Source organism: Colwellia sp. BRX10-4, from assembly GCF_014077465.1.
Lineage (GTDB): Bacteria > Pseudomonadota > Gammaproteobacteria > Enterobacterales > Alteromonadaceae > Colwellia_A.
In genome coordinates this window covers 1-16621 of the sequence record NZ_JACGVZ010000008.1, presented here as the reverse complement: position 1 = coordinate 16621, position 16621 = coordinate 1, and the positions used below count along the sequence as shown (strand labels likewise).

General features: G+C 38.5%; 11 protein-coding genes, 2 tRNA genes and 2 pseudogenes. 9 read left to right on the top strand and 6 right to left on the bottom strand.

Annotation, left to right across the window (positions count from 1 at the left end):
* Positions 1–195 precede the first annotated feature (195 nt).
* A pseudogene (locus H4J67_RS08460) lies at positions 196–462 on the bottom strand (diguanylate cyclase domain-containing protein); the annotation flags it as partial.
* A gap of 59 nt (positions 463–521) precedes the next feature.
* Positions 522–1841, bottom strand: coding sequence for a Na+/H+ antiporter NhaC family protein (locus H4J67_RS08455; RefSeq protein ID WP_182175753.1), 1320 nt, complete (start codon positions 1839–1841; stop codon positions 522–524).
* Between the two features lie 219 nt (positions 1842–2060).
* Here H4J67_RS08455 and H4J67_RS08450 point away from each other — a divergent pair, with 219 nt between their 5' ends.
* From H4J67_RS08450 to H4J67_RS08420, 7 genes are all read left to right on the top strand, one after another.
* Positions 2061–2684, top strand: a complete 624-nt coding sequence (locus H4J67_RS08450) for an FKBP-type peptidyl-prolyl cis-trans isomerase (protein ID WP_070376483.1) — start codon at positions 2061–2063, stop codon at positions 2682–2684.
* A 143-nt stretch (positions 2685–2827) separates the two neighbouring features.
* On the top strand, positions 2828–3250 hold the full coding sequence (locus tag H4J67_RS08445) for a hypothetical protein (RefSeq protein WP_182175754.1): 423 nt from the start codon (positions 2828–2830) through the stop codon (positions 3248–3250).
* Positions 3251–3288: 38 nt separating this feature from the next.
* The gene (dapB, locus tag H4J67_RS08440) at positions 3289–4092 is read left to right on the top strand and encodes a 4-hydroxy-tetrahydrodipicolinate reductase (RefSeq protein ID WP_182175755.1); all 804 of its coding nucleotides are present in this window, start codon (positions 3289–3291) and stop codon (positions 4090–4092) included.
* A 267-nt stretch (positions 4093–4359) separates the two neighbouring features.
* Positions 4360–5499, top strand: a complete 1140-nt coding sequence (gene carA, locus H4J67_RS08435) for a glutamine-hydrolyzing carbamoyl-phosphate synthase small subunit (protein ID WP_182175756.1) — start codon at positions 4360–4362, stop codon at positions 5497–5499.
* Between the two features lie 31 nt (positions 5500–5530).
* Entirely contained in the window at positions 5531–8749 is a 3219-nt protein-coding gene (gene carB / locus H4J67_RS08430; RefSeq protein WP_146799304.1) for a carbamoyl-phosphate synthase large subunit, read from the top strand.
* A 118-nt stretch (positions 8750–8867) separates the two neighbouring features.
* A complete protein-coding gene (gene greA, locus H4J67_RS08425; RefSeq protein ID WP_070376488.1) occupies positions 8868–9344 on the top strand; it encodes a transcription elongation factor GreA in 477 nt (158 codons plus the stop codon).
* An 829-nt stretch (positions 9345–10173) separates the two neighbouring features.
* A complete protein-coding gene (locus tag H4J67_RS08420) occupies positions 10174–11040 on the top strand; it encodes an NAD(P)-dependent oxidoreductase (protein ID WP_182175757.1) in 867 nt (288 codons plus the stop codon).
* A gap of 282 nt (positions 11041–11322) precedes the next feature.
* On the opposite strand, the gene H4J67_RS08415 is transcribed toward H4J67_RS08420, so the two are convergent.
* Both H4J67_RS08415 and H4J67_RS08410 read right to left on the bottom strand, forming a co-directional pair.
* A tRNA-Asn gene (locus H4J67_RS08415) sits at positions 11323–11398 on the bottom strand.
* Between the two features lie 50 nt (positions 11399–11448).
* Positions 11449–11524 (bottom strand) — tRNA-Asn (locus H4J67_RS08410).
* Positions 11525–12093: 569 nt separating this feature from the next.
* Between H4J67_RS08410 and H4J67_RS08405 the strand changes: the two genes are divergently transcribed.
* Positions 12094–13467 (top strand): MATE family efflux transporter, encoded by a 1374-nt coding sequence (locus H4J67_RS08405; RefSeq protein ID WP_182175758.1) that lies wholly within the window; start codon positions 12094–12096, stop codon positions 13465–13467.
* Positions 13467–15464, top strand: a complete 1998-nt coding sequence (uvrB, locus tag H4J67_RS08400; protein WP_182175759.1) for an excinuclease ABC subunit UvrB — start codon at positions 13467–13469, stop codon at positions 15462–15464. The genes H4J67_RS08405 and uvrB overlap by 1 nt, the downstream gene beginning before the upstream one ends.
* A 12-nt stretch (positions 15465–15476) precedes the next feature.
* Here the strand turns inward: uvrB and H4J67_RS08395 are convergent, their stop codons facing one another.
* Together H4J67_RS08395 and H4J67_RS08390 are read right to left on the bottom strand one after the other, a co-directional pair.
* Complete coding sequence (locus H4J67_RS08395; protein ID WP_182175760.1) at positions 15477–15689, bottom strand: hypothetical protein; 213 nt, start codon at positions 15687–15689, stop codon at positions 15477–15479.
* 425 nt (positions 15690–16114) lie between these two features.
* Positions 16115–16621: pseudogene (locus tag H4J67_RS08390) on the bottom strand (hypothetical protein); the annotation flags it as partial.

Sequence of the window (16621 nt, the reverse complement as noted above, 5' to 3'; positions counted from 1 at the left end):
GTATGTTGAGCACTTCGCTACTTTGGTGTTTTACTTATCGATAATCAGGTTATAACGTCTTATTTATTGCTGTTTAGTGCCGAGAAAACTATGTAATTAACTCGGCATTTTTATTGTTGCCAACAAACTTGAATTATTGCTCAATAACCAGTGATGCTTACTTAAATGGCTGTTATATCAGCAGACAGCTAATATTTAGTGCGTTGCGTAATTAAAAGTATGACAACTTTGCTTACCTTTGCTCTTCGCTTGGTACATAGCCGAATCAGCTTGTTGCATCAGTGATTCCGGTGAGCTAGTTTTATCTTTATTCCATGCCACTCCAACACTTGCGTGGCAATATAAAGATAACTTATCAATAATATAGGATTCGTTCATTTTAGTTAAAATACGCTCGGTTACCTCATTAATTTCACTAATACAAACAACGTCTTTTAATATAATGGCAAATTCATCACCCCCTAATCGAGTTACTCACTTAAGAATCTAGAAGAGAGTAACGCAAGCCGACTATTAGCAAGCTACTTAGTGATACGCCAAAAAGCAATACTGGCGACAACTAGCAAGATCATCGGATAAAAAGCACTTGATACCACTTCAATAGGTGATATTTTCAAGGTTGCCCCTAGCAGAAGAGCTTGCGCGCCATAAGGCAGTAATCCTTGGTTAATACAAGCGTAAATATCTAATAAGCTTGCCGAGTGTGCTGGGCTGACTTGTCCATCTTCTGCTAATTCTTTCGCTGTTTCACCAGTAACAATAATTGATACTGTATTATTTGCGGTAAAAAAGTTACAAGTAAATGCTAACGAAGCGATACCTAAACCGGCGGCACGTTTTTTATTGTTGGGGTTGAGCTTTCGCGCAAAGTGCTCAATTGCATGGGTTAGCGCGGCTAAGCCTCCTTGGCGTTTGATCAGTTCGCTTAAACCACCAATAAACAGCGAAAGAATAAAAATGTCTTGCATACTAGCAAAGCCAGCATTGATATCACTGACCCATGCCGATAATTGATAGCCATTGTCGTACATGCCTATTGCAGCCGCGAGGATAATACCAACAACTAATACTACAAACACATTAAGACCCATCAACGCTAACGTTAGTATCACCAAATAGGGTAATAAGCCAAGTACGTTAATATCTTGGGTTTGTTCATGTGGAATCGTTATTCCCATTGAAGCATAAATAATGAGACATAAAATTGCCGCAGGTACGGCAAATTTAAAATTGACTTTAAATTTATCTTTCATGTGCGCACCCTGACTGCGCGTCGATGCTATGGTGGTGTCAGATATTATTGATAAATTATCGCCAAAAATAGCGCCTGAAATAATACAGCCAGCAACAATTGAAGCGTCTAAATCGGCAGACTCTATAAAGCCTAATGCAACTGGCGCAATCGCAGCGATGGTGCCCATTGAAGTACCCATGGCAGTAGCAATAAAAGCCGCAACTAAAAATAAGCCCGGCAGTAGTAAGTAATCAGGGAAAAAAGATAAACCTAGCTGAACGCTAGCATCAACACTCCCGGTTGTCTTGGCAACTGTTGCAAAAGCACCAGCGAGTAGATAAATAACACACATAGTAATAATGTTTGCATGACCAGCTCCAGAAATAAATTGGCTCACTTGATCATTAATACTGTCTTTACCTAAATATATAGCCACTAAAATGGCTGGAATAATAGCGATGCTGGCGGGGAGTTGATAAAAAGCAAACTCAACGCCTTGTAAGGTAAGGACAATACCGGTGCCAAGAAATAAACCGAGAAAAACCCCAAAAGGTAACAGGCTAAGTAAACGTTTCTCTGGAGAAGAAATAACGATATCTTTATTCATAAAATTTATCTTTAACATTAAGTTAACGCTAGTCTATCGTAAACTAAATCGATAGCAAAATAATAACGAAAGCATAGCCATAACCGGAAATTATATAAAATAACCAAATGTCTTAAGTTCAAGCTACAGACCAGTAGCTGTTTATGTTATCCTATCGCGAATTTTTATCTAATTGCCATTTTACACAATAACTGTGTCGGCGAAAACATAAGGAATATCATGTCAGAGAATACATTTGAAACTATTGAGCAACGTGTAAGTTACGGCGTAGGTCGTCAATTAGGTGATCAATTACGCAATAACCCTTTTAAAGAATTTGACGTATCTGCTGTACAAGCAGGTTTGGCTGATGCTATTGCTAATTCAGCAAGCCAAGTATCAGACGAAGATTTAAATGCCGCGTTTTCTGTTGTTTCTAAAAAAATGCAAGAGTTAGAACAAGCCGCAGCTAAAGAAATGTCAGCTGAAGGTGAAAAATTCTTAGCTGAAAATGCTAAGCGTGATGAAGTAACTGTTACTGAATCTGGCCTTCAATATGAAGTTTTAGCAACAGGTGATGGCGAGAAGCCAACAGCAGCAAGCACAGTTCGTACTCATTATCATGGTACTTTCATCAATGGCGACATTTTTGATAGTTCTGTAGATCGCGGTCAACCTGCTGAATTCCCAATTGGTGGTGTTATCCCAGGTTGGACTGAAGCATTACAGTTAATGACCGAAGGTTCTAAGTGGCGTTTATACGTTCCTTACCACTTGGCATACGGTGAGCAAGGCTCACAAGGTGCTATACCACCTTATTCAACGTTAGTATTTGAAGTTGAATTATTAGCAATTGTTAGCTAATTAGTTTTTAAAGCCCTCCGTTGAGGGCTTTTTTATGCCCGTATGTTGTGACGCCATAGATGGCAAAGAACGACGAATACGCTAAAATGATAAAATATAAACCCGTAGTGATTAACCATGACAAAGCAATCAAGTAGGGATGTATGTTAGAGCAAGCACTGATCAAATTATTTAAAGATTATATTACTGCCTTTGAACATTGTGATTTAAAGGCAGCCCGCGCTTGTTATCATTTACCTTGTACATTACATACCCCTGATAAAATTGCTTATTTAGTGAATAGTGAAAGTTTTAATCAAGAGTTTAAAGATATCTTTACGGTTTTAACGCATGCAAAAACCCAAAAGATAATACCAACTTCAGCAAGTTATAATTATGCAGATAATTCGTCTATCGATATATGTGTTGATTGGGCTTTTTTTGATGACAAAGATCAAGTTTTTGCTGATTTTACCGCATTTTTTCATGTCGTTAAGATAGATGAGCAGTTTAAAATAATGAGTGTGGTTTCACACGATTTATCCAATAGTATTGAATTAGCATTGCCATTAGCGTTAGTACGCTAAAGTGATCTAGTAGATAAAATAAATTTATAGAGATTAAAATGAAAGTAAAAGTAGCCATTTTAGGATGCAGCGGCCGTATGGGCCGTAACTTAATTCAAGCAGCCGTTGAGCATAAGTCTATTGAACTTGTCGGTGGCACGGTTCGAGCGTCTTCATCGTTTGTTAATTTTGACTTAGGCGAACTCGCTGGTATTGGCGCTATTGGCCAAAAAACAGCAACTAACTTAAACGACTTACTCGATGCTGATGTTTTTATTGATTTTACGGCTATTGAAACCACTTTAGATAATCTTAAATGGTGTCAACAACATCATAAAGCACTCGTTATTGGTACTACGGGCTTCAGTGACGAGCAAGTGAGTATTATTGAAAAAGCAGGCGAACTTATGCCGGTGATTTTAGCGCCAAATACCAGTGTCGGTGTTAATTTAATGTTTAAACTACTAGAAGTTACCGCAAAAGCAATTGGTGACTATACTGATATAGAAATATTTGAAGCACACCATAGATTTAAGAAAGATGCTCCATCGGGTACCGCAGTAAAAATGGGGCAGGTTATAGCAGACACTTTAGGTAGAGACTTAAATAAAGTGGCTGTTTATGGTCGTGAAGGTATCACAGGTGAACGTGATAAAGAGACCATAGGTTTTGCGACAGTTAGAGCTGGAGATATCGTTGGAGAACACACCGCTTTTTTTGCTGATATTGGTGAGCGGTTAGAAATCACCCATCGCGCAAGTTCAAGAATGACTTTCGCATTAGGTGCTATGAGAGCCGCATTCTGGTTAAGTGAAGCAGATAATGGCTTTTATGATATGCAAGATGTTTTAGGCTTGAAGTAATTTATTTTTAAAGAAAACAGTTACTTTTGGCTGTTTTAACCGAATATTCAATTAAACGCTTAGTTTTTACAATTATCGCTAGACGAATATGTGATACAAGCGTAAAATAAGTGGATTTTGTCAAAAATTTAGTAGTTCTGTTAGTAATAACGAAATTTTTGGCATTTTTTATGGGTGTTTCATTAGGAAACAGCCGACACGTAATTTGTACTTAATGATGTTTTTTAGTTGCATCGTTAAGCTTCTTTCTTCTTTACGGAGGTTAAATTGACTAAATCTGCCATTTTAGTGCTTGAAGACGGCACTGTATTTAAAGGCACCGCTATTGGTGCAGACGGAGCGGCTGTTGGTGAAGTAGTATTCAATACTTCAATGACCGGTTACCAAGAAATTCTTACCGACCCATCATATGCAGAGCAAATTATTACCCTAACTTACCCGCATATAGGTAATACAGGTACCAACAGTGAAGATGAAGAATCAAACACTATTTGGGCAAAAGGTTTAGTTATTCGTGACTTACCGCTATTAGCGAGTAATTTTCGAAATGAACAGAATTTAAGCGACTACCTAAAGGCACGTAATGTTTTAGGTATTGCTGATATTGATACGCGCAAACTAACACGTATTCTTCGCGAAAAAGGCGCTCAAAACGGTTGTATCATGACACTAGATACAATGTCTGAGGCTGCAGAAACAGACGCTTTAGCCCAAGCAAAAGCATTTCCAGGTCTTAAAGGCATGGATTTAGCCAAAGTTGTTTCAACCAAAGAACAATATCAATGGACAGAAGGCAGCTGGGAATTAGGAAAAGGTCATATTACCCCTGAAAACTCGAAGTTTCATGTGGTTGCTTACGATTTTGGTGCCAAACGCAATATTTTGCGCATGTTAGTAGACCGTGGTTGTAAGGTAACAGTAGTGCCAGCACAAACACCAGCCGCTGATGTTTTAGCAATGAGTCCAGATGGCATATTCTTATCAAATGGCCCAGGCGATCCAGAGCCTTGTGATTATGCGATTTCTGCTATTCAATCATTTTTAGAAACACAAACGCCAATCTTTGGTATTTGTTTAGGTCATCAACTTCTTGGCTTAGCCAGTGGCGCGGGTACCATTAAAATGAAATTTGGTCATCACGGTGGCAACCACCCCGTGAAAGACTTTGAACGTAATGTCGTGATGATAACTGCGCAGAACCATGGTTTTGCGATTGATGAAAATAAAATGCCCGCGAATTTGAAAGTAACGCATGTGTCGTTATTTGACCAATCAATTCAAGGTGTACATCGCACCGATAAGCCTGCATTTAGTTTTCAAGGTCATCCTGAAGCAAGTCCTGGTCCTGCAGATGCTGCACCATTATTTGATCATTTTATCGATTTAATGAACGAAGCCAAAGCTTAGCCCTTAAACAAGATATAGAGAGAACTGAAAAATGCCAAAACGTACCGATTTAAAAAGTATCTTGATCTTAGGCGCTGGCCCAATTGTTATTGGTCAAGCATGTGAATTCGATTATTCAGGCGCACAAGCCTGTAAAGCACTTCGTGAAGAAGGCTACCGAGTTATTTTAGTTAACTCAAACCCTGCAACTATCATGACAGACCCTGAAATGGCCGATGCAACTTACATTGAGCCTATTCACTGGGAGGTTGTACGTAAGATCATTGAAAAAGAACGTCCTTGTGCGGTTTTACCGACTATGGGTGGTCAAACAGCTTTAAACTGTGCTTTAGAACTTGAAGCAAAAGGCGTATTAAAAGAATTTAATGTTGAAATGATCGGTGCAACAGCTGATGCGATTGATAAAGCTGAAGATCGTTCTCGTTTCGATAAAGCCATGAAAGCAATCGGCTTAGATACGCCAAATGCTGAAATTGTTCATACGATTGAAGAAGCACACGCCGCTAGTAAAATTTTAGGCTTTCCTTGTATCATTCGACCTTCATTTACCATGGGAGGCACGGGTGGTGGTATCGCTTATAACCGCGAAGAGTTCCATGAGATTTGTACTCGAGGATTAGATCTCTCGCCAACTTCTGAATTATTGATTGATGAATCATTAATTGGTTGGAAAGAGTATGAGATGGAAGTGGTTCGCGACAAAAATGATAACTGTATTATTATTTGTTCGATTGAAAACTTTGACCCTATGGGTATTCATACCGGTGATTCTATTACGGTTGCTCCAGCACAGACGTTAACTGATAAAGAATACCAAATCATGCGTAATGCATCGATTGCGGTTTTACGTGAAATTGGCGTAGAAACAGGCGGGTCCAACGTACAGTTTGGTATTTGTCCTGAAACTGGCCGCATGGTTATCATCGAGATGAATCCACGTGTTTCACGTTCATCAGCACTTGCTTCAAAAGCAACAGGTTTCCCAATTGCTAAGATTGCTGCAAAATTAGCGGTTGGTTATACGCTTGACGAATTAACTAACGATATTACCGGCGGCGCAACTCCAGCGTCATTTGAACCGACTATCGATTATGTTGTTACTAAAATTCCACGTTTTAATTTTGAAAAATTTGCTGGCTGTGAAGACCGTTTAACCACGCAAATGAAATCAGTTGGCGAAGTGATGGCCATTGGCCGTAACCAACAAGAATCATTACAAAAAGCGTTACGTGGCTTAGAAGTTGGCGTAAATGGTTTTGATTCTATGGTTGATGTTACTCAGCCGGGTGCTAAAACTAAAATTATGCACGAACTTCAAGAAGCTGGCGCTGACCGTATTTGGTATATCGCTGATGCGTTTCGCTTAGGTTTATCAGTTGATGATATTTATCGTTTAACTATGGTCGACCGTTGGTTCCTTATTCAAATCGAAGATATCGTTTTAGAAGAGGCTAAAGTTGCTGCCGGCGGCTTAAAAATATTAACAGCCGATTATTTACGTAAACTTAAACGTAAAGGCTTTGCTGATTCTCGCCTTGCTGATTTAATTGGTATAGCCGAAGCTGAAGTGCGTAAAAAACGCCATAAAGCTAATATTTTTCCGGTATACAAACGTGTTGATACCTGTGCGGCTGAATTTAGTTCAGATACAGCTTACATGTATTCAACCTACGATGAAGAGTGTGAAGCAAACCCAACCGATAAAGAATCAATTATGATCTTAGGTGGCGGTCCAAACCGTATCGGTCAAGGTATTGAATTTGATTATTGTTGTGTACATGCGGCATTAGCGTTACGCGAAGACGGTTATGAAACTATCATGGTCAATTGTAACCCTGAAACTGTTTCAACCGATTACGACACATCAGACCGTTTATATTTTGAATCAATCACTTTTGAAGATGTGCTTGAAATTGTTCGTATTGAAAAACCTAAAGGCGTTATTGTGCAATACGGTGGTCAAACACCGCTAAAACTAGCGCGTGCTTTAGAAGCAGCCGGAGTGCCTATTATTGGTACCTCTCCTGATGCAATCGATAGAGCAGAAGATAGAGAGCGTTTTCAACAAGCCGTTGAACGCTTAGGTTTATTACAACCAGAAAATGCTACGGTGACGTCATTAGAAGAAGCAATGGCGAAAGCTGAAGGTATTGGCTTTCCATTAGTTGTTCGTCCATCTTATGTTTTAGGTGGCCGTGCGATGGAAATTGTTTATGACCTAGATGATTTACGTCGATACATGACTGAAGCTGTTAGTGTTTCAAATGATTCACCGGTCTTGCTTGACCATTTTCTTGATGATGCGATTGAAGTCGATATCGACGTTGTTTGTGATGGTACTGACGTTGTTGTTGGCGGTATTATGCAACACATTGAACAAGCGGGTGTTCATTCAGGTGACTCAGCATGTTCATTGCCAGCTTATAGCTTGAGCCAAGAAGTCCAAGATGTTATGCGCAAGCAGGTTACCGACTTAGCATTTGAGTTAGGCGTTATTGGCTTAATGAACACACAAATGGCGGTTAAAGATAACGAAGTTTACATTATTGAAGTAAACCCTCGTGCTGCACGTACCATACCGTTTGTTTCTAAAGCGACATCTGTGCCACTAGCTAAAATTGGCGCACGTGTCATGGCTGGCAAATCATTAAGAGAACAAGGGATAACGAAAGAAATTATACCTCCATACTTTTCAGTGAAAGAAGTGGTTATTCCGTTTAACAAGTTTCATGGTAGTGATCCTTTGGTTGGTCCTGAAATGCGCTCTACGGGTGAAGTGATGGGCGTTGGTAAGACATTTGAAGAAGCATACGCAAAAGCTTGTTTAGGTGCTGGTGTATCTGTGCCTAAATCAGGTCGTGCGTTAATCTCTGTTCGTAACAGTGATAAAGTACGTGTGGTTGATTTAGCGAAACAGTTGGTCGCTTTAGGTTATGACGTCGATGCTACTCATGGCACAGCGATTATCCTAGGTGAAGCTAATATTCCATGTCGCTTAGTTAATAAGGTACAAGAAGGCCGTCCTCATATTCTTGATAGAATCAAAAATGGTGAATATAGCTATATTATTAACACCACAGAAGGTCGTAAAGCGATTGAAGATTCTAAAGTCTTGCGCGGAGGAGCATTGCGCTATAAAGTGGCATACACGACTACTTTGAACGCAGCATTTGCAACATGCCAATCTCATGCAGCTGATGATAGAAATACGGTAACATCAATACAAGAATTGCATAAGCAATGTAATTAATATTGAAGTATGTAAGGCATTTATTTATTATGAGATAAATACTTTATAAAAAATTGTTATATAAGGGTGGTTATACTTTTTAAGTAAGCCACCTTTATCATTTAAAAAGAAGAGAGAAATGACAAAATATCCAATGACACTTCTTGGTGCTGAACAGCTGAAAGAAGAGCTTAGAGTTTTAAAAACAGAAAAACGCCCACGTATTGTTAAAGATATCGCTGTTGCACGTGAACATGGTGATTTAAAAGAAAATGCAGAATACCATGCGGCTAAAGAAGAGCAGGGCTTTTGTGAAGGCCGAATTCAAGATATTGAAGGTCGACTGTGTAATGCTCAAGTTATCGATATCACTAAGATACCCAATCATGGCAAAGTGCTTTTTGGTACAACAGTTACCTTATTAAACATTGAAACTGAAGTTGAAGTTACTTATAAAATTGTAGGCGATGATGAAGCCGACTTTAAAACCGGCCGTATTTCATTAAACTCACCAATTGCCCGTGGTTTAATTGGTAAAGAAGTTGATTCTGAAGTTGAAATCACCATACCTGGTGGCGTTGTTGAATATGAGATTGTTTCAGTCGAATATATTTAATACGTAACTAGATTAAACCCAGTGACAAGAGACCAAGCCCATTATGAAAATAATGGGCTTTTTTATGTTAAGCCCTGTTATTTCAGTACCTAAATCAAAAGATCTTAATGTCGTCATGCTGAATTTATTTCAGTATCTAAGCATCTAAGTGACCAGTTCCCAAGGTCGTCATGCTGAACTTGTTTCAGTATCTAAGTACCTCAGTAACCAGATCCTGAAACGAGTTTAGGATGACGGAGTTTTTGTTATCTACAAAAAAGCAGTACCACACTATTAAGGTTGTCATACTGAATTTATTTCAGCATCTAAGTGACCAGATCTTTAGGACGTCATACTGAATTTATTTCAGCATCTAAGTGACCAGATCTTAAGGTCGTCATGCTGAATTTATTTCAGTATCTAAGTGACCAGACCCTAAGGTCGTCATGCTGAATTTATTTCAGTATCTCAGTATCTTAGTAACTCGTGACCAGATCCTGAAACGAGTTCAGGATGAAGGAGTTTTTGTTATCTAGAAAAAAGCACTACTAGACTATTAAGGTCGTCATGCTGAATTTATTTCAGTATCTAGGTATCTAAGTGACCAGATCCCAAGGTCGTCATGCTGAATTTATTTCAGTATCTAAGTACCTCAGTGACTAGATCCTAAATCGAGTTCAGGATGACGGAGTTTTAGTTATCTACAAAAAAGTATGAATAATTACAATCGTATTAATGACAAAGAAAGATGATGTTTATAAAACGATTACTATTAATTGTTATCAACTTTTCGTAGTATTTAATCAATGAAGAATATAGATTTTATGAGCTGATTTATCGTGGAGATAATATGAAAAAAATAGCATTTGTTGGTTTAGGCGTTATGGGCTATCCAATGGCCGGACATTTACAAAAGGCAGGCTTTGACGTTTGCGTTTATAACCGTACGACTGCGAAAGCAGAACAATGGGTGAAAGAGTTTGGTGGCTGTTTAGCTCAAAGTCCAAGAGAAGCCGCCCAAGGTTGCGAAATTGTCTTTTCCTGTGTTGGTAATGACAATGATGTTAGGCAAGTTGTTTTGGGGGATGACGGTATATTCGCTGGCTTAGCTGTTGGCGCTATTTTGGTCGATCACACTACCGCTTCAGCAGAGCTGGCAAGAGATCTTGATGCTCTGGCAAAATTGGAAAACAAGCACTTTATCGATGCACCCGTATCCGGTGGTCAAGCAGGCGCAGAGAATGGTGTACTAACGGTTATGGCCGGTGGTGACTTGACTATTTTTGAACAAGTAAAACCTGTTATGGATGCTTATGCCCGTTTTAGTCAATTAATGGGGCAGGTAGGCTCGGGTCAGTTAGCTAAGATGGTTAATCAAATATGTTTTGTAAACACCGTACAAGGCTTAGCAGAGGGCCTTAACTTTGCTCAGAAGGCAGGTCTGGATACTGATAAGCTAATAGAGACTATTTCTAAAGGTGCAGCAGGTTCATGGCAAATGGATAATCGTGGTAAAACGATGTGTGCTAGAGAATTTGATTTTGGCTTTGCCGTCGATTGGGTGAGAAAAGACTTAGCTATGGCGTTCAGTGAAGCAGAAAAGATCGGCGCTGACTTAACCATTACTAAACAATTAGACGGTTATTATGAAGAGGTACAGAAAAAAGGCGGCAGCCGTTGGGATACATCTAGCTTGATCGCCCGTCTAGATGATTAACAAGTTAACTTGCTAGCTGTCTGACAATGAAGATAGCCAAAAACACTATTAGTCTATTTAACGTATTAAATTTAGTGTAAAAAAAAGCCTGCACGCATACAATTGCAGGCTTATCTTATGTGGCTCCTTAGCTCTTTCTTTAGCTATGGACTTGAACCAGGGACAAACGCTGACTTTATATAAGCACAGTCTGTTACTTTACCAACTGAGCTATTGAGCTTACTCAGATCATTAAATTTAGTGTAAAAAAAAGCCTGCAAATAATTGCAGGCTTATCTTATGTGGCTCCTCAACCTGGACTTGAACCAGGGACAAACGGATTAACAGTCCGTTGCTCTACCAACTGAGCTATTGAGGAATTGTTCTTTTCTAAAGCCACTTTAACATGCAAAGCCACTTATCTTAATTTGGCTCCTCAACCTGGACTTGAACCAGGGACAAACGGATTAACAGTCCGTTGCTCTACCAACTGAGCTATTGAGGAATTGTTTTGTTTGCCAAGGGTCTTGGCTAACGGGGCGAGATATTAAATGTCCGTGACGGAACTGTCAACACAAAATGTAGAAATAAATCATTATTTTGTTTGTTTGCTTGTTTTGTCGACACTCAGTCTGCTTTATCTTCAAGTTCAGTGCTTTTTTTACACTTGGGCTATATAAGTTACTATTACACAAAGTTATCCACTGAATCTGTGGATAACTTTGTGAGTTAAAGTGTAAAAAAGTATAACTTGGGTGAAGAATGCACGTTACAGCTAAATGGCTATATAAAAGTGATTTGTCTTTTCGTTTTAATAACAATGATTTAGCTTGTTTTGTTAACTACTTTACTATCTTAGTGTGATTTTTGTTCAATGTCAGTTTTTATACCCAATTGCAGTGAGTTATACAAAAGTAAAGATATTTCAACGTTATTATTTATTTCTTTTTAACATTAAATTTATATAAACAATTAAAATGAAGTTGAAATAAAATATATACATAGCGAGTCTTATCAGTATCTTTTACAATACTTTGCTATTTTCCTGCAAAGACAAGCAAAAGCTACCTTTAAATGACCGAAATAAATAAAAAGAAAAAAATCAATTTACTCGAAGACCCTGTTGCAGAAACCATTAAACGTATGACGATACCTATGATATACGGTATGGTTTTGTTAATGACTTTTAACTTGGTTGATACTTTTTTCGTTGGTTTACTCGGTACACAACCTCTCGCAGCAATCAGTTTTACCTTTCCTATTACCTTTACCGTGATTAGTTTAACCATAGGTTTGGGTATTGGCACGTCAGCCGTTATTGCCAAAGCCTTAGGTAAAGGTAATGATGACTCTGCAAAAAATTCGGGTACAGCAGCGATATATTTAGCGGCAATAATTGTCGGTATTATATCTTGTGTTGGTTATTATTTTATTGATGAAACCTTTTTATTACTGGGAGCGAGTGAAAGTTTATTACCGCTTATTCATCAATACATGGATATCTGGTTTATTGGCAGTATTTGTTTGATTGGACCTATGATAGGTAACGCTATTTTAAGAGCATCCGGTGATACCAAAACGCCAAGTATAATTATGGGTAGTGCCGGTTTAATTAATGCGATATTAGATCCTATTTTTATTTTTGGATTAGGTCCTATAACGGCCATGGGAATACAAGGTGCGGCTATTGCGACGCTAATCTCTTGGGTTTTTGGACTTTTACTGGTTTTATATATTGTTGGTATCAAGCGACAATTAATTCACACTACGCTGTTACCTTTGAAAACATTTATTGCGTCGAGTCGAGGTATTTTACATATCGGTTTACCCGCAGCGGGGGCTAATATGCTTACGCCAATAGCCGCTGCTATTTTAACCGCTATTGTAGCCAATTATGGTGAGTCGGCTGTTGCAGCCTTTGGTGTTGGCTCTCGTATTGAATCTATAGCTTGTTTAGTTGTGCTGGCTATGTCGATGACTTTACCTCCTTTTATTAGCCAAAATTTTGGTGCTGGTAATATGCACAGGGTTGAGAAAAGCTATAAAGCATCAATAAATTTTATCATGGTATTACAATTACTTATTTATTTACTATTGGTGTTAATTGCGCCATTTATCGCTGATGTTTTTTCTAAAGAACAAGCGGTAGCAGATATTATTGTACTTTTTATTTGGATACTTCCCATAGGTTATGGTTTTCAAGGCGTCATTATTTTAACTAATTCTTCTTTTAATGCACTTCATAAGCCTTTAGTCGCATTAGTGCTTAGCGCTATCCGACTTTTTGTTTGTTATGTGCCTTTAGCCTATTTAGGTAGTGTTTATTATGGTCTTGAAGGATTTTTTATTGGTGGAGTCTTTGGCAATTTTATTATGGCGATAATCTCATACCGTTTATTTGATAAACAATTTCCGCATGAACTTACCCAAGCAAAGGATGTTTCTTAATGAAATCAATGGATTTAAAGTCAGATTACACCCCTAATGGTGACCAACCAGCAGCGATTAAACAGTTAGTTGATGGTATTGGAGATGGCTTAGCGCATCAAACGCTATTAGGTGTTACTGGCTCAGGAAAAACCTTTACTATTGCGAATGTTGTTGCAACCTTAAATCGTCCAACAATGATGATTGCCCCCAATAAAACCCTTGCTGCACAACTTTATAGTGAGATGAAAGAGTTCTTTCCAAATAATGCGGTCGAATACTTTGTTTCTTATTATGATTATTATCAACCAGAAGCTTACGTGCCAACAACAGACACTTTTATAGAGAAGGACGCCTCTGTAAACGAACATATCGAACAAATGCGCTTGTCGGCTACCAAAGCTTTGTTAGAGCGTAGAGATGTTATCATTATCGCTTCAGTGTCTGCTATTTATGGTTTGGGTGATCCCGACTCGTATTTAAAGATGATGCTACACATTAGTGTTGGCGATATTATTAACCAGCGCGATATTTTACGACGCTTAGCTGAATTACAGTACAAGCGTAACGATGTCGCTTTTCAACGGGCAACTTATCGGGTGCGCGGTGATGTTATTGACATATTTCCTGCTGAATCAGATCGTTTGGCGTTACGTGTTGAATTGTTCGATGAAGAAATAGAACGCTTGTCGATGTTCGATCCGCTGACCGGACAAGTTGACCGCACGCTAGATCGAGTAACCGTATACCCTAAAACACATTACGCTACCCCAAGAGATAAAATTTTATCAGCGATAGATAAAATAAAAATCGAGTTAAAAGAACGAGCAACTTTCTTAAAGGATAATAATCGTTTAATTGAAGAGCAACGTATCGTGCAACGTACACAATTCGATATTGAAATGATGACAGAGCTGGGGTACTGCTCGGGTATTGAAAATTATTCTCGTTACTTATCAGGGCGTGGAGAAGGGGAAGCACCTCCGACTTTATTTGATTATTTACCTGACGATGGTTTATTAATTATTGATGAATCGCATGTCACCGTGCCGCAAATAGGTGCTATGTATAAAGGCGATCGATCTCGTAAAGAAAACTTAGTGAACTATGGCTTTCGTTTGCCATCTGCATTGGATAACCGTCCGATGAAGTTTGATGAATTTGAAGCGTTAGCGCCACAAACTATTTATGTTTCAGCGACACCGAGTAATTACGAGATTGAAAAGTCAGGCAATGAAATTGCTCAGCAATTAGTGCGTCCAACGGGCTTGCTTGATCCTATCATCGAAGTTCGTCCCGTCGAAACACAAGTTGATGACTTATTATCAGAAATTCGAAAACGTGTTGTGATACAAGAGCGTGTTTTAGCGACCACGCTAACCAAGCGAATGGCAGAAGATCTTACTGATTACTTAGATGAACATAATGTCAAAGCCCGTTATTTACATTCTGACATTGATACCGTAGAGCGTGTTGAAATTATTCGTGACTTTCGTCTAGGTAAGTTTGATGTGCTCGTTGGTATTAACTTGTTACGTGAAGGTTTAGATATGCCAGAAGTCTCCTTAGTGGCGATATTAGATGCAGATAAAGAGGGGTTTTTACGCTCAGAGCGTTCACTTATTCAAACGATTGGACGTGCTGCCCGTAATATTAATGGTCGGGCTATTTTATATGCAGCGAAGATCACCGGCTCTATGAAAAAAGCGATTGATGAAACTGAACGAAGACGTGAGATGCAACATCAATACAACCTTGATAATAATATTACGCCTCGGGGGGTTATTAGCAAAATTAGTGATGCACTTCATAATGGTACGGTATCTTCAAGTAACACCTTATTAAATGTAGCCGAGCAAGCTTCAGATTATAAAATACTCTCTATTAAAGATATTGATAAAAAAATTAAGCAGCTTGAAAGTGAAATGCTTAACCATGCTCAAAATCTAGAGTTTGAACAAGCTGCTAATTTACGTGATGAAGTGGCAAAATTAAGAGAACAGCAGTTATCTCGTTAAATAGATTTCTCATCACTTAAGCTCAAACATCATATATTGGCTGATGATGTTTGATACGGACTCACAATTACAATATGGCAAGCGGCTAATGTCATTGATTATTTTATCTTGAATATCTAAAGGAAACAGCATTAGCTGTTCAAGATAAAGATGTGCTTGAACTTCGTTATTATTATTAACGAATTCCACCAGTCGACTTGCATGATTCTTCCAAATAACACTCATATACATTACCTCAAAAACTAAATAACTTTATGCTCCTTTATTCATAAGCCATCTAGCGTTGATTAAGGGGAAGCTTGACTATCACACGATGATCTTACTCCATTAAGCTCAATTTAAGTTTAGAGTATCTCAGCGGAAGGGTTATATGTTTTAGGAATTAAAACCCTTTGTTTGCAACCTTTTTTTATAAGTAAGAGGTACTTTAGCGCTAACTATGTGATGTTTGATGATATTTAAAATTTTATAATCGCTGTAAACATCTCCATTAACGTCTATTTAAATCTCCCTCAGGTGTTTTCTCTCTCGATAAACGACCCTTTATCGCTTTATAAAGCGTGTTTTACTCTATCGTAGACAATAAAAAACCAGTCTAATGACTGGTTTTTTTAGTTTTACCTAGTGGTAAATATATACGCTATATAGGTCTATGGTTTAGTTGGACCTGCACCACTATGACTTACTGCGTTAGATACACTTGCCATTTTACCCGATGAAGCATGTTTCACACGATCTTCACTAGCAACGAAGTCCGTAGGAACTTCATTCATGGTGGTAATTGATTCTGTTTTGGTCATTGGCGCAGATGATTTACCTGGCTTACTACCTTTACTAGAAACTTTCCCTGCTTTTGAGCTAACTTTAGGGCTTGGTTTTCTTGAAATAACGCGCTTTGGCTTTTCAACTTCTTGCTCTGCAACTTGAGGTTCATCAAAAGGTAAATCTTGTTGAACTTCTGCTTTGCTTGTTTCAACAGTCGTTGTCTCAACCACTGTTGTCTCAACCGTCGTTGTTTCTACAACCGTTGTTTCAACTGCTGGCTTTTCATCTGCCGGTGTATCAACCGTAGTCGTTTCAACGATCGTTGTTTCAACTACTGGTGTTGTAACAACCGTGGTTTCAACAACAGGCGCTTCAACAACAGGTGCTTCAAC

Excerpts from the sequence above, each read along its gene's own strand:
- H4J67_RS08405 (WP_182175758.1), top strand. The coding sequence starts at position 12,094 with ATGACCGAAATAAATAAAAAGAAAAAAATCAATTTACTCGAAGACCCT.
- H4J67_RS08445 (WP_182175754.1), top strand. The coding sequence starts at position 2,828 with ATGTTAGAGCAAGCACTGATCAAATTATTTAAAGATTATATTACTGCC.
- carB (WP_146799304.1), top strand. The coding sequence starts at position 5,531 with ATGCCAAAACGTACCGATTTAAAAAGTATCTTGATCTTAGGCGCTGGC.
- dapB (WP_182175755.1), top strand. The coding sequence starts at position 3,289 with ATGAAAGTAAAAGTAGCCATTTTAGGATGCAGCGGCCGTATGGGCCGT.
- H4J67_RS08455 (WP_182175753.1), bottom strand. The coding sequence starts at position 1,841 with ATGAATAAAGATATCGTTATTTCTTCTCCAGAGAAACGTTTACTTAGC.
- greA (WP_070376488.1), top strand. The coding sequence starts at position 8,868 with ATGACAAAATATCCAATGACACTTCTTGGTGCTGAACAGCTGAAAGAA.
- H4J67_RS08395 (WP_182175760.1), bottom strand. The coding sequence starts at position 15,689 with ATGAGTGTTATTTGGAAGAATCATGCAAGTCGACTGGTGGAATTCGTT.
- H4J67_RS08450 (WP_070376483.1), top strand. The coding sequence starts at position 2,061 with ATGTCAGAGAATACATTTGAAACTATTGAGCAACGTGTAAGTTACGGC.
- uvrB (WP_182175759.1), top strand. The coding sequence starts at position 13,467 with ATGAAATCAATGGATTTAAAGTCAGATTACACCCCTAATGGTGACCAA.
- H4J67_RS08420 (WP_182175757.1), top strand. The coding sequence starts at position 10,174 with ATGAAAAAAATAGCATTTGTTGGTTTAGGCGTTATGGGCTATCCAATG.